The sequence below is a fragment of the Bacillus sp. Medicinal_06 genome (assembly GCF_056711665.1).
In genome coordinates this window covers 333,315-347,046 of the sequence record NZ_JBWYHD010000003.1, presented here as the reverse complement: position 1 = coordinate 347,046, position 13,732 = coordinate 333,315, and the positions used below count along the sequence as shown (strand labels likewise).

11 protein-coding genes and 1 other annotated feature are annotated in these 13,732 nt (G+C 35.5%); of the genes, 9 read left to right on the top strand and 2 right to left on the bottom strand.

All coding sequences use genetic code 11. From position 1 onward, the window contains the following. Window positions 1-89: 89 nt before the first annotated feature. The 8 genes from AC1M36_RS08810 (at window position 90) to AC1M36_RS08775 (ending at window position 6,996) form a co-directional block, all read left to right on the top strand. Window positions 90-1,217 (top strand): conserved virulence factor C family protein, encoded by a 1,128-nt coding sequence (locus AC1M36_RS08810; RefSeq protein WP_336452643.1) that lies wholly within the window; start codon window positions 90-92, stop codon window positions 1,215-1,217. Window positions 1,218-1,221: 4 nt separating this feature from the next. Next, window positions 1,222-1,605 carry a thiol-disulfide oxidoreductase DCC family protein gene (locus AC1M36_RS08805; RefSeq protein WP_336452642.1) on the top strand — a complete coding sequence of 128 codons (384 nt, stop codon included), beginning with the start codon at window positions 1,222-1,224 and terminating at the stop codon, window positions 1,603-1,605. 83 nt (window positions 1,606-1,688) lie between these two features. Continuing rightward, a complete protein-coding gene (locus AC1M36_RS08800; RefSeq protein WP_336452641.1) occupies window positions 1,689-2,123 on the top strand; it encodes a BrxA/BrxB family bacilliredoxin in 435 nt (144 codons plus the stop codon). 48 nt (window positions 2,124-2,171) lie between these two features. After that, window positions 2,172-2,948 carry a class I SAM-dependent methyltransferase gene (locus AC1M36_RS08795; RefSeq protein ID WP_336452640.1) on the top strand — a complete coding sequence of 259 codons (777 nt, stop codon included), beginning with the start codon at window positions 2,172-2,174 and terminating at the stop codon, window positions 2,946-2,948. A gap of 40 nt (window positions 2,949-2,988) precedes the next feature. Further along, window positions 2,989-3,202 (top strand) — a binding site (T-box leader). A gap of 45 nt (window positions 3,203-3,247) precedes the next feature. Beyond that, complete coding sequence (argS, locus tag AC1M36_RS08790) at window positions 3,248-4,936, top strand: arginine--tRNA ligase (protein WP_479845762.1); 1,689 nt, start codon at window positions 3,248-3,250, stop codon at window positions 4,934-4,936. Between the two features lie 234 nt (window positions 4,937-5,170). Continuing rightward, window positions 5,171-5,629 carry a hypothetical protein gene (locus AC1M36_RS08785; RefSeq protein WP_479845761.1) on the top strand — a complete coding sequence of 153 codons (459 nt, stop codon included), beginning with the start codon at window positions 5,171-5,173 and terminating at the stop codon, window positions 5,627-5,629. A gap of 116 nt (window positions 5,630-5,745) precedes the next feature. Further along, window positions 5,746-5,907, top strand: coding sequence for a DUF2651 family protein (locus AC1M36_RS08780; RefSeq protein ID WP_420792356.1), 162 nt, complete (start codon window positions 5,746-5,748; stop codon window positions 5,905-5,907). A gap of 261 nt (window positions 5,908-6,168) precedes the next feature. Next, complete coding sequence (locus AC1M36_RS08775) at window positions 6,169-6,996, top strand: DegV family protein (RefSeq protein ID WP_336452637.1); 828 nt, start codon at window positions 6,169-6,171, stop codon at window positions 6,994-6,996. 60 nt (window positions 6,997-7,056) lie between these two features. On the opposite strand, the gene AC1M36_RS08770 is transcribed toward AC1M36_RS08775, so the two are convergent. Both AC1M36_RS08770 and AC1M36_RS08765 read right to left on the bottom strand, forming a co-directional pair. Next, a complete protein-coding gene (locus tag AC1M36_RS08770; RefSeq protein ID WP_336452636.1) occupies window positions 7,057-8,229 on the bottom strand; it encodes an MFS transporter in 1,173 nt (390 codons plus the stop codon). After that, window positions 8,229-8,795: a PadR family transcriptional regulator gene (locus AC1M36_RS08765; protein WP_336452635.1), complete on the bottom strand. Its 567-nt coding sequence runs from the start codon at window positions 8,793-8,795 to the stop codon at window positions 8,229-8,231. The genes AC1M36_RS08770 and AC1M36_RS08765 overlap by 1 nt, the downstream gene beginning before the upstream one ends. Before the next feature lie 627 nt (window positions 8,796-9,422). On the opposite strand from AC1M36_RS08765, the gene AC1M36_RS08760 reads away from it, so the two are divergent. Further along, entirely contained in the window at window positions 9,423-13,631 is a 4,209-nt protein-coding gene (locus AC1M36_RS08760) for a tetratricopeptide repeat protein (protein ID WP_479845760.1), read from the top strand. The last annotated feature ends 101 nt before the right edge of the window (window positions 13,632-13,732 follow it).

Below are 13,732 nucleotides of genomic sequence, written 5' to 3'. Positions count from 1 at the left end.
TTAGAAAAAGCAAGCGTCTCAGTAGGAGTATAGCGATAGAACATGTTACAATACAGCTAAGAACAAGCAATAAAGGAGAGTTTATTTACGTGAAGATTAAAGCAATTGAACCAACGCCAAGTCCAAATACGATGAAAGTTATCTTAAATGAAGTGTTACCATCAGGAGCACGTAATAATTATACAAATGAAAATGCGGAACAAGCGCCAGAGCAAGTGCAGCACATTTTAAAAATTGAAGGTATTAAAGGTGTATACCATGTTGCGGACTTTTTAGCAGTAGAGAGAAATGCGAAGTATGACTGGAAAGTACTTTTGCAACAAGTTCGCGCTGTGTTTGGAGAAGAAGTAACTGAAGAAGATGAGAGGGAGCAACTTTCGCATTTTGGTGAAGTGAAAGTATTCATTCAAATGTTCTTTACAATTCCAATGCAGGTGAAATTAACAGATGGAACAACGGAAGAGCGAGTTGGGTTACCAGATCGTTTTAAAGAAGCGATTATGAAAGTACAAATGTCTGCGCCTAACGTTGTGAAAGAGCGTAAATGGGTAGAACAAAGTACACGCTATGGTAATTTTGAAGAAATCGGAAAAGAAGTTGTCGAAGAAATTGTAGCTGCTTATCCAGAGGAGCGCGTTGAAAAAACTGTAAAAGAATTATTAGATCAAGCAGGTGCTAAGGAAGTAACGATTACAAAGCGTGAACCATATAAAGTAACAGAGGAAATGATGGCAGATCCTGATTGGAAAAATCGTTATGCAGCGCTTGAACAAATGGATCCCACAGAAGAGGATATTCCTGTATTGAAAAAAGCGTTAGAAGATGAAAAAGTATCGATCCGCCGCCTGGCAACAGCGTACTTAGGTATGGTAAAAGGTGATGAAGTATTGCCATTGCTATATAAAGCTTTACTAGATCGATCTGTAAGTGTCCGCCGTACTGCTGGTGATTGCTTATCAGATGTAGGGGATCCAGCAGCGATGTTTGTGATGATTAAATCACTTAAAGATCCAAGTAAATTGGTACGTTGGCGTGCAGCGATGTTTTTATTTGAACTTGGTGATGAAAGTGCGATTCCAGCACTGCGCGCTGCGCAAGATGATCCAGAGTTCGAAGTAGCAATGCAAGCTCGTTTAGCGTTAGAACGTATTGAAGGCGGAGAAGAAGCGAAAGGGTCAGTTTGGAAACAAATGACGGAGTCTCGTAAAGGAGAATAATCATATGCTCGTTTTCTACGATAGTTTGTGTCCGATGTGCATGGCAGTGGCAGAGCGTACGAAGAAGCTTGATAGAAAAGGTGCAGTGGAGTTTGTTTCTTTTCGTGATAAAGATGTTGTAGAGGAGTATCAACTTTCCAAAGAGCTGCAAGGAAAGATGGAACAACGACTTTACATTTTAAACGATCATAAATGGTATGATGGGATTGGTAGTGTATATGTATTAGCCAAGGCTGTGCCGTCATACTGGTTTGCGGTACCATTTATTAAATTATCTATTTTACTTAGGTTTGGAAATAAAGTGTATGATTATATTGCTAATAATAGAAAACTTGTACCTGTTGGACACTGCCATGAAGGGGTTTGTGAAATCCCTTCAAAAAAATGAAAACATTGCTATCTTTCTTTTGCACCTATTATAAGAGCGTGATATGATGAATTTGGAATGAAAGTTGAAGGAGAGATTACAAGATGTCAAATGCATACGAAGAATATATGCGTCAAATGGTAATTCCAATGCGCCAAGAATTAGTGCGTGCTGGATTTGAAGAATTAACTACTGAAGAAGCTGTAACAGAATATATGGAAAATGTGACAGGTACAACATTAGTGGTTGTAAACTCTGTTTGTGGTTGTGCAGCTGGCTTAGCTCGTCCATCAGCTGGTCAAGCGGTTGTACGTTCTGAAAAACAACCTGATCATCTTGTAACTGTATTTGCAGGACAAGATAAAGACGCAACAGCTACAATGCGTGAGTACTTCGGAGATATTCCACCATCTTCACCATCTATGGCGTTATTAAAAGGAAAAGAAGTTGTTCACTTCATTCATCGTCATGAAATTGAAGGAGCAACAATGGAAGAAATCATTAATAACTTAGAACAGGCTTTTGAAAAGCATTGCTAAAAAAGGGGGAGTCATTCTCCCTTTTTTCTTTATATTTGAGGTGAAAAGATGATTGTAACAACAGCAGGACGAACAAATAAGGAAATGACAACTTATGCAAAAAAAGTAGCAGAAGAATTACAATCTTCTTTTGTTGTACGTAATGATATATCTGTAGTGAAACTACATGAGCAGTTTGGACAAGATGTACTTGTTGTAGGAAAGAATCGTTTAGCAATTTATCCAAAAGGTACAGAAGAATCGTTCTTTTTCCATCCTAATTCTGCAATGTTTCGTGTGAAAAGATTAATGCGGGGAGAACATGATCCATTCGTAGAAGCTGCAAAATTAGAAAAAAGAATGACGGTGTTAGATTGTACGCTTGGTATGGCATCAGATAGTATTGTAGCAAGCTATGTTGTTGGAGAAGATGGATCTGTAACGGGGCTTGAAGGAAATCGCTATATGGCTTATATCATGAATAAAGGTTTAAAGCAGTGGTGTGCGGGAATACCAGAAATTGATGAAGCAATGCGTAGAATTAGAGTGAAGCAAACCGAACATTTTGATTTCCTAAAGAACTCCGAAGACGATAGTTATGACGTTGTGTATCTGGATCCGATGTTTGAAGAAACAGTAATTGAATCTGATGGAATTCGAGGGTTAAAGCACTTTGCTTTGTATAATGATATTACAGACGAAACGATTGCAGAAGCAAAGCGTGTTGCTAGGAAACGTGTTGTTCTAAAAGATCATTTTCGTAGTACACGATTTGAACGACATAACTTCTTTGTTCATAAGCGAAAAAGTGCAAAATTTCATTTTGGTGTAATTGAACCTTGCTAATTGTTTGAAAAGATGTATAATAAGCAATAATCAATTATATATGATGTCGTAGATGAAGAGAGTAGTCTGTTTTATAAGTAAAGCGAGCTAGGGATGGTGGGAGCCTAGTACGGAGAAACGGATGAAGCGCACTTCGGAGACGCTGCTTGAAATGAATAGTAGAGTAAGCCGGGGCCCCCTGTCCTCGTTATAAACGGGAAAGTGGTTCTTTGGAACAACAAGGGTGGTACCACGGGTGATAACTCGTCTCTTTTTTAGAGACGAGTTTTTTGTGTTTTCAAAACTAAGGAGGGAGCAACATGGAATATAAAATTAAATTCGCAAAAAGTTTATTTGAAGTGATTGAATCAGAATTATCATTGGAACAGATTACAGGTCTAATTGAAACTCCGAAGCAAGATGAATTTGGAGATGCTGCATTCCCTTGTTTCATGCTCGCCAAGCAATATAAAAAAGCACCAGCAATGATCGCGAAAGAAATCGCTGAGAACTTAAACGATTCATTTTTTACAAAAGTGGAGGCAGTTGGACCATATGTGAATGTATTTTTTAACCGTCACATAGTAAGCGATGATGTATTAAAAATGATTTTAGCTAAAAAAGAAGAATATGGACTGGGGCATCTTGGGCGAGAAAAAACAGTAGTAATCGATTACTCTTCACCAAATATCGCGAAACCGTTCTCCATGGGGCATTTACGTTCAACGATGATTGGGAATTCTTTAAAACATATCGCCGAAAAGTGTGGATATGAAGTTGTAGGAATCAATTATATTGGTGATTGGGGAACACAGTTTGGAAAATTAATTACCGCATATAAAAAATGGGGAAATGAAGAGCTTGTAAAAGAAGATCCAATTCGTGAATTATTTAAGTTATATGTTCATTTCCACGAAGAAGCAAAAGAGAACCTAGAGCTAGAAGAAGAAGGTCGTGCATGGTTTAAGAAATTAGAAGATGGTGATGAAGAAGCGGTCTTTTTATGGAACTGGTTCCGCCACGAATCTTTAAAAGAGTTCTCTCGCATTTATGAACTGCTTGGTGTTGAATTTACGAATTTCCAAGGTGAAGCCTTTTACAATGATAAAATGGATGACTTTGTTGAAATCTTAGAAGAAAAAGGATTATTAGAAGAATCAGAGGGAGCACAAGTTGTTAATTTAGAAGAAGAGGATATGCCGCCATGTTTAATTAAAAAATCAGATGGAACCACGCTTTATGCAACTCGTGATTTAACAGCGGCACTCTATCGTCAAAACACATATGAATTTGATAAAGCGCTATATGTAGTAGGAGCAGAGCAAAGCTTGCACTTTACACAATTTTTCACCGTATTAAAGAAACTCGGTTATAACTGGGTAGATGGTATGGCTCATGTACCATTTGGACTCATTTTAAAAGATGGTAAAAAAATGTCCACACGTAAGGGGAAAGTTGTATTACTTGAGGAAGTATTAGAAGAAGCGATTACGCTTGCAAAGCAAAATATAGAAGAGAAGAATCCAGACTTAAAGCAAAAAGAGGAAGTTGCAAAACAAGTTGGTGTCGGTGCAATCATTTTCCATGATTTGAAAAATGAACGTATGCATAATATTGAGTTCTCTTTAGAAAAAATGCTGAAATTCGAAGGAGAAACAGGGCCATATGTTCAATATACACATGCACGTGCTTGCTCCATTTTACGAAAAGAAAGTGCTGAATTTGAAGTAGGATCGTTTGCGTTAAACGATGATCATAGTTGGAGTACGATAAAATTATTGAATAGATTCCCAGAGGTGATTGAAACAGCCTTTTCTAAAAATGAACCTTCACATATTGCGAAATATTTGTTAGATGTTGCACAAGCATTTAATAAATATTATGGAAATGTTCGTATTTTAGAGGATAATGAAGAGAAGGAAAGCAGACTTGCACTTGTTTATGCAGTAACGATTGTGTTAAAAGAAGGATTACGTTTACTTGGAATGGGTGCTCCGGAAGAGATGTAAGTAAAACAATTTTATAATTTAAAAATGCTAAAGGATACTATGTTTTATAAAATGCATAGTATCCTTTTTTTATGAGATGTAGAAGTGTACTTAGATTAAATAGTGAATACATAATTTATATGCAGGAAATAAAAAGAACCCAGAGAAGAAATACTTGATAAACTGCCTGTTCATGTAGGGTAAATTGTCGATGTGTATTTTTTTATATAAATACTAGGAACGGGGACGAGAAACTTGAAAAAATTAATAGCTTCTTGCATGGTATGTACATTGTTTTTAGGTGTTGTAGGCTGCTCGAATTTTTCTGATAAGGAAGAGCAAGAGAACGCTACATCGCTAGCCACTATAACAAAAGTTGTACAATTTGAAAATAAAGATGTGGCTTCCATTGAGTTAAAGAATGCAAAGACAAACAATAGTAAAAAACTAGCTAGCGAATCTACTATGCAAACCGTCATTGATGGTCTTCAAAATGCAAAAAAGAAAGAGGTATTTTTAGACAAAGAAGCACGGGACAATATGAATGCTGTAATGACATTAAAATATAATGGTGGAGATAAACAAGATTTCTTAGTGTGGTTAGAAGGAAACAATAGGCAGGTTATGTTTGTAGAGAGTACCAATGAACAGCATGGATCGGGGTATGAAGTGAATGGTACATATGCTAAAAACATTATTAAATTGTTTAAATGATGGCCGATTTTCGGTATCGGAGGAATTAAGAAAATGGCAGACATATTTAGTAATCCAATGTTCTTAGTTTTGATTCTCTTTCCAATGCTCACGATTATATTAAGCTCAGTTGTTTATTGGAGAATCAAAAAATATTTGTTATGCCAATCATCGTTTTCATACTCTCCTTATTATTTATGTTGATTTATGCAAATGAAACCTTTCTTTCTTTGGTGGTCATATATATAATTTTATCACTGATAGTAGGAATTTTTATTAAATTCGTTTTCCTTAAATGAGATAAGGCTTCTAACTTCGTATACGTGTTAGAAGCCTTGTTTTTTAATTTAAGCGTATGTACGAAAAATAAATATGTCGAAATTGTGTACGAATACAATTCGATTCGATATTAATTTTGAAAACTTTGCCCCAATCATCCATCTCCTATAGAAAAACAGAGATAGTCTTGTTATTATAGCAAGCAGAGTCCTTTTTATAACTCGAATAGATAGAATTGTGAGAAAAGTTCAAGAAAAGGATGCACACAAGGGAGGAACAACATGAAGCGTGTTGCTTGGTTTACTGATAGTACAACTGCAAACTTTACAACAAGTGAAGATAATTTTGTTATACCGATTGAAATTGTTATAAATGGAACAGCCTATAAAGATTGTGAAGAAGGTGTTCGTGAACGTGTTTATGATGCGTTAAAAGAAGGTGTAACGGTAACCACATCACAACCTAATTTAGGAGAGATGGTTTCACTTTTCTCAAAATGTAAAGAAGAATATGAAGAAGGATTTGCTATCACAATTAGCGGAAAAGTAAGTGGTACCTATCAAAATATGAAACTTGCCGCAGAAATGGCAGGATTTCCTTTAATCGTAATAGATAGTGAAACAACAAGTTATCCAATGGATGAACTTTTAATAAAAGCACAAACGTTATACCATGAGGGTATGACTTTACAAGATATACAAAAAACAATACAAGATGCTGAGCGTAGTCCTTACTATGTATTTCCAAAAGATTTGAAAGGTCTATATGCAAGTGGACGTGTGAAGGGTGTACAATTTATACTAGGCAGTCTACTAAGTGTAAACCTAATTCTAGAAGTAAAACATGGCGAACTTGTGTTAGAGAAGAAAGTTCGTAAAATACAAAAATGCAAAGAATATATGCGAAATGAACTTGAAAAAGAAACTTCAAAAGTAGTACATGTTTTTCATGCGAATGATGAAGAAGGAGCAGAAGAATGGATCACCTATTTTAGAGAAGTATTTCCTGAAATGGAGTTTCTAATTTATCCGCTTCCGATATCTTTTGCTGTTCATGCAGGTGCTGGAACAATTGCGATTAGCTTTTCGAAAGGGGAAACCCGTGAATAATTCACGGGTTTTTTTATTGTTTTCGTCCATAGATTTTGTAATTACGGCTATAACCTAATGTCATTTTTTCATTTTCCACAAAAATAAGCACAGATAACAGAAAAGAACAACACTAAATATGTAGAAAGCATTTGTTAATCCAAATAAATCTGATAGACTTCCACTAAGTAGCGGGCCGAAAAACATACCAATTGAGTAGGCTGTATTATAAATAGCAAAAAGTATTCCATATGCTTGCATTCCATTTTTATCTGCAAGATATGTAAGTTCTGGTAAAGCAGGTGCTAGTAAAAGACTAAAACTAATTCCAAGGATAGCGAGTATAAATATTTCAAGGGCGGTATGAGAAACAATTGCTGTAAATGGGAAACATAAAGCAGCTAAAGCTATGCCTATTGCCATCGTTTGTTTTCTACCAATTTTAGTTGACAGTGTACCGATGATTGGTGCTGTAAAACCATATGCGAGAGTTGGAACAGCAAATAAGAGTCCAATTGTTCCAGGGCTAAGGTGTAAGGTGTCTTGTAAATAGAGAGGAAGAGTTGGCTCTAAAGCGCTAGGTAAGGCCGATCCTAGAATAATTATACCGATCATAATAAATAGGGAATGCATATTCAAGATAGATCGATAGCTAATTCGTTGGTGTGAGCTGGATTTTGGTTCATTAGGAAGTAATATCATTCGTAATATACCATCAACGAGAGCAATACTTGCAGCGATAATAAAGGGAAGATGATAACCACCCCATTGATAAAGCGCCCCGCCAATTGTTGGCCCAAGGAGCATTCCAGCTGCTTGTCCCGATAAAGCGAGACCCATGGCTTTTCCACGTTCTTGTAGAGGGAACACATCTGCTAGAAGTGCTAATCCAGCTGTCCATGTTGCCGCGGCAGATATACCTTGTAACATCCTTGCGAGTACAAGCAACCAAAAGCTATTTGCAAGTCCGAATAAAATGGTTGCGGCTGCGAATCCAAATAAACCTAGAATCATAGGAAGACGTCTTCCAACCTTATCGGAAACTACTCCTAAAATGGGGGTAGAGAGAAGTAAAGTAATCGCGTAACTACCAAATAAAAAACCAATCTCTGTTTGGGAAGCACCTAGGGTTTCTGCGTACCGTGGTAAGATTGGGACGATCATTCCGTAGATGAGCATATCTGTAAAGACAGCCACTGCTACAACCCATAATGAAGCTTTTTGTACACGAGACATTTTTAATCTAGCCTCCATCAATTTCCCTCCGTGTTCTTCTTATTTTCTAATCGAGATAACATTTTTTCCATTTTTTCAATGAAACGTAGCTGTATTTCGCACTGTTCATAAATATTTTCAAAGATAAGACTTACATGCTCTGGAATCTCTATCATTTTTTCTTTAATAGATTGTCCAGCTTTCATATTTTTGTACATTTCCATAATTTTCTTTTTTTGATCTTGTAAGGCGGATGAGATGTGTTCAAGAGAAACAGTATTTGCGTCGAAGAAAGTGAGTGCTGTATATAACTCTGTTGGGAAAGCAACTGAAGAATGCTGGAATGACTGAATCATGAGTGTATGAAACTCATCTTTTCCAGCAGGCGTAATACTGTAAATTGCTTTGGAACGATTCCCTGTTTTTTCAACAGCATCAAGCTCTACTAATCCTTCTTTATCCATTTTTTTTAAGGCATGATAAATCGAAGCGGGAAAAACACCTGCCCAAGTATCAGTTTGTGCAGATTGCATAGCTTGCTGTAATTCATATCCAGACATAGGACCATATTGCATGAGTAAACCTAGTACCATTAATCGTGTCATATATATCCTCCGTTCAAATAGGAAAAGTGGAATACTAAACGTTTAGTATTTATTTGCAATATATATGGAAATATTTGTTTTGTCAATAAAAGGATGGGGTTTATTTTATCCTGCATTAACGGGCAATAAGACTCTAACCACGAAATCAAAGACGGTAAAATAGGATACAAACACCTCGGAAATTTTGATATATAAAGTGAAACTTCAATCAGTGGGGAGTTTCTCCATCCCAACTGATTGTTAGCCCTCACTAATCGGGCTTTTATGGACTGTTTATCTCCCATCTAAACTTCTTCGTATTCTCTTAAGTTTTGAGGTGGGAGTATTACAGCCCGTTAAAGCTGGATAAATAATGATCAACTTAATAAAAAGGTTGTATTTTATTAAATTAAATAAAATACATGGAAAAATAGTTATTTTTCTTATTTTTAAATAATAATTCAAACGATATCGTTTATTATTGAGAATTATATAAGGTTTTTATTGAATACCTTATATATACTGTGTAAAATCTAAGAAAGCAGATAAGGATACTACTTACAGAATTTGTGAGCGGGAAAGCCCACGAGCTTTAGCCGTGGGAGTGGTCAACGATGCGTAATAAAAATAATTACTTGAGGTGAATGCATGTTAGAATTTAGGAGATTAGAAACATGTCTGAAAGAAAAGCGATTTATAGATGGATTAAAAGATGTGAATCAAGAAATTGCAAACATACGGAAAATGAATACATTATCTTATGTGAAAGATTGGCTTTCTTCGATTTCGTCAACTGAGGAATTTGATACGTTAATCCGCCTTACAGATGAAGGGCTTATGCACCAATATAGTGCCTTTTTAATCCGCTATTCATATAAAAAATTCTCAAATATGAGAACGCTCTCTTTATATTGTGATGAGCTAATTGATGACCGAAAAATACTTGATGCTGAAAAATTATTAAAGGATGCGCTGGAAGATACAAAGGTAGATCAAATAGATTCTGATATTTTATCAAAAGCATACTTTACATTGGTAAGATGCCTTTTAGAAATGAAACAGAATGAAGAAGCATTCCTATATATGAAAAAAGCTGAGAGTTATAGTACACGTCCAGTTTTTGATAAATGGGGCTATTTTTATATACAAACAGGAGAATGGGAGAAAGCAGAGCAGTCGCTTTTATCTGGGATGAAGCATAAGGAAAATGAAGAGTTGGCGATTTACTTATTATCACAGTTATATGCATATAAAGGGAAACAGAAACGAGCGTTACAACTGATTAACGATGCGATAGACCAGTTTCCGCAAGTACCGTATTTTTATTTTGAAAAGGTGAAACATTTACTAGATTTACAGTGTTATGAGGAAATGCTGACTGTAATAGATAAGATCAACCTGATATTGCCGTATCATTCGTATAAAACTTATTTTACACATTTACGTGCAGAAGCGTTATATAAAATGAATAACACTGAGGATTTACTTGCTTTATTAAAAACGGAAGTGTGTTTAAGAAAGTCGCTATATCATAATATAGAAAAATACCGGGCTGGAAAAAAAGTAAGATTACCATTAGTTCCAATCGTACAAAAAGATAATTATTGTGTTCCAGCGAGCTTGGAGATGATGCTCCGCTTATGGGGAGAAAGCCGTACACAAGATGAAATCGCGCATCATATATTTGATGTAACAGGATCGAAGTTTTCAGACACGGTAATGTATTTAGAAAAACTGGGCTATGTTTGTCATTATTTTAAAGGAACGAAAGAGAACTATAAAGCATTACTTGATCAAAATATTCCAGTTTTATTAAGTATAGATATTGAACATGCATCCCACGTTCAAGTTCTTTCTGCATATGATGACCAGTTACAATCTTTTTCGGTTCAAGATCCTAATTTTTTGGAGCCGCTTTTTATCGAATATGAAAAGTTGCAGGAAAGATATCGTTACACAGATGGTTTATCTATTGTATTTGTTCCTAAGGAAAAAAGAGAACAATTGTCATTTTTACTAGAAGAGGAAGATGTATATTTCCGAACGCTATTCTCCTTGACAGATCATTTAGAAGAACAGGATAAACAAGGGATTGAAAAACTCGTATCTTTTTTACAAGAGACAAGCGAAAATCCGTACACGTGGTTATACACAATTAAACATATGGATGTTGAAGTGAATCAGGAATTTATTCTTCATTGTGCCAAAAGGTTAATGGAAAGATATCCTGATTCAGATTTTGTTAAGCTCCATAGTGCACAATGCTTTATCCGTATGCAAGATCTAGAGCGAGCTAGTGATATCTTGCAAAGTGTCGAGAAAAAGAATAGCCAAGCGTTGTATCATTTTATACATGGACGTTATTCTGTAGAGAAAGAAGAGTATGAAGCGGCTATTTCTAGTTTCCGCTCATCTTTACAATTAGATGCCGACCAGCCAATCGCATGGAGTTTTCTAGCATTATCATATATGTATATCGATCAGTCTGAACAGGGATTGAAAATGTCACAAATTGCACTCGGGCGTCATCCGGACAGATTTGTTCTTGTAAATCATGGCTTGATTTTAATGGATTTAGAGCGCTATGCAGAAGCATATGAAGTGTTTAATGATTTATTGAAAGAATATAAGTATGAAGCGCATATATGGTATGAAAGAGCCAGGTGTGCGCATCAAATAGAGAAATTGCATTTAGCAATTAAAGGACTTCGCATTGCAATTCAATTAGATAAAACAGTACCATATCCATATGTGAAACTCTCAGAAATATATGAATTAGATTTAGAAGATAAGAAGGCTGCAGAAGAAATTTTATTGCAGGGCATCGGAAATTGTGAAGAAGCAACGTCATTATATGTTCGATTAGGAGATTTACATTTTCAAAATGATGAATTTGAAGAAGCTGAAAAAATATATAAACGTGCTTTAGAAGAGAATAATAGAGATGTTTATTCTCATTTTGGTTTGATTCAAATTTATGTGGCAAAAGAACAGTATGATGATGCAAAACGTTACATTTTTAGCATGGAAAAGCAATTTGAACAAAATGATGAGTTTTTAATGAATGCAGGAATGGTGTTATGGGATGCTGAAATTGAATTAGGAGCTAATGAAGAACAATTAAAGATAGCGTTGTCTAAGTTAGAAAATGGTATCCGATGTTTGAAAAATAATATAGCAAATATGTTAGAAGAATATGTAAATAGAGTTGAAGGAACGGCATTTGTACAACGTGGGATAACATTTTTAAGAAAACTAGGAAAAGAAAGACCAGATGTAGTCGAGTATGACTGTTATGCTGGTATTTTATATGAATCTCTTGGACAATACGATCAAGCGATGAAACGATACAATCAGGCAATAAAGCACAGAACGAGTACGCTTCCGTATTATCGCATCGGTGAATCCCTTATGGCATTAGGGGAATTGGAATCGGCAAAAAATGCGTATGAGACTTGCTTAGAAATAGATGCAAACTTTATAGGAGTACATTTGAAGTTAGCGGAAATATATGAAGCAGAAGAAAATCGATTAAAAGAACAATATCATATGCTTCAGGCAATGCTGCAAGAGCCGATGATTGTAAATATGGAGTATCTAGCAGAGCTTTCAGTAGAAAATGGTCTTCATAAAGAGCTTCTATCTAAGTTAGATAAATTAGATGGTAAAGTAGATGAAATGTGGCGTTTAGATGCTCTTGCATATGTATATGGTGCCATGAAAGAGAGAGAGAAAGAACAAGAGCTAGTGGAAGAAGCTTTACAAATGGATGAGGAACATGTAGAAGTACGATATCACTATGCAAAAGTACTTGTTAAAAATAGGGATTCTGAAGTGCTTCCATTTGTTACAAGTTTAATAAGACAAGACATTGAAAATGAGCGTGTATTTAAAGTGTATGTTCAAGCAATGGAACAGGAGCAGAAATTATCTCAAATACGAGATTCTCTTCATTTGTTGCCCGTTAAGAAAAAAGAAAGAAGTACGGCATTTATGTACGCTGGATCTGTACTTGCTGAGAGGCAAACTGCACAACAACAAAATGAAGAGCCGAAGAAATCAATTTTTACAAGAGCGTTTTATCGAATGAAAAACCGTGCGAAAGAAATTTCGCTTATTACAACTGTAATTGATCTATTTGAAATCTCTTTAAAATTAAATGCTAGAAATAGTATGGCAGCGCAGCGTTTAGCGATATTTTATGAAAATGGAAATATGATTACAGAAGCGATAGATGTATTGCAAACATCATTAGAAAACATTTGGAATGTTAGCACGGCAAGGCAACTTGTAAATCTTCTTATTGAATATAGGAATGAAAATGAAGAAATGTTAAGAGATGCTCTTGAATTCATAAAGCAGATGATTAGAGAAGAGCCAAATGATTATGACATTCTGTTATTACATTCAAATGTTCTATTCATGTTGGGGGAAGAAAAACAGGCAGAAAAGATTTGTTTACAATTAATTGAAAGAATGCCTTTTGTGAGCCGTGCATTCCTTGCTTTAGCGGAAATCTATCAAAGTGAAGCAAGATTTGAAGATTCTATTCCAATGCTAGAAAAAGGAGTCGTGCATCATCCAAAAGATAATGGAATATTTCTCGCTTTAGCAGCGTCTTATCATCAGATTGGAAAAACAGAAAAGGCAGAAGCACTAACAAATCATATAATAGCTTTCGGTTCTTCGGATTTGTTAGTTCGATACAATAGAGCATGTTATTTAGCTGTTTTAAAGAGAAATACTGAGGCGAAAGCAGAACTTGAAACGGTTCTTCATGAAGATGAAACTGGATTTTTTGCAGAACTTGCGGAAGAAGATGAAGATTTAGCGGAAGTATGGGAAACGATAAAGTGAAACTTTAATCAGTGGAGTCTTATTGTCCGTTAATGCGGGATAAAGAAATAGAAATTTTTCACGATGTTTAAAATTCGAGAACGAGGAAGAAAATGAAAAAA

Excerpts from the sequence above, each read along its gene's own strand:
- AC1M36_RS08770 (WP_336452636.1), bottom strand. The coding sequence starts at position 8,229 with ATGGAGGCTAGATTAAAAATGTCTCGTGTACAAAAAGCTTCATTATGG.
- AC1M36_RS08775 (WP_336452637.1), top strand. The coding sequence starts at position 6,169 with ATGAAGCGTGTTGCTTGGTTTACTGATAGTACAACTGCAAACTTTACA.
- AC1M36_RS08760 (WP_479845760.1), top strand. The coding sequence starts at position 9,423 with ATGTTAGAATTTAGGAGATTAGAAACATGTCTGAAAGAAAAGCGATTT.
- AC1M36_RS08800 (WP_336452641.1), top strand. The coding sequence starts at position 1,689 with ATGTCAAATGCATACGAAGAATATATGCGTCAAATGGTAATTCCAATG.
- AC1M36_RS08795 (WP_336452640.1), top strand. The coding sequence starts at position 2,172 with ATGATTGTAACAACAGCAGGACGAACAAATAAGGAAATGACAACTTAT.
- AC1M36_RS08805 (WP_336452642.1), top strand. The coding sequence starts at position 1,222 with ATGCTCGTTTTCTACGATAGTTTGTGTCCGATGTGCATGGCAGTGGCA.
- AC1M36_RS08765 (WP_336452635.1), bottom strand. The coding sequence starts at position 8,795 with ATGACACGATTAATGGTACTAGGTTTACTCATGCAATATGGTCCTATG.
- argS (WP_479845762.1), top strand. The coding sequence starts at position 3,248 with ATGGAATATAAAATTAAATTCGCAAAAAGTTTATTTGAAGTGATTGAA.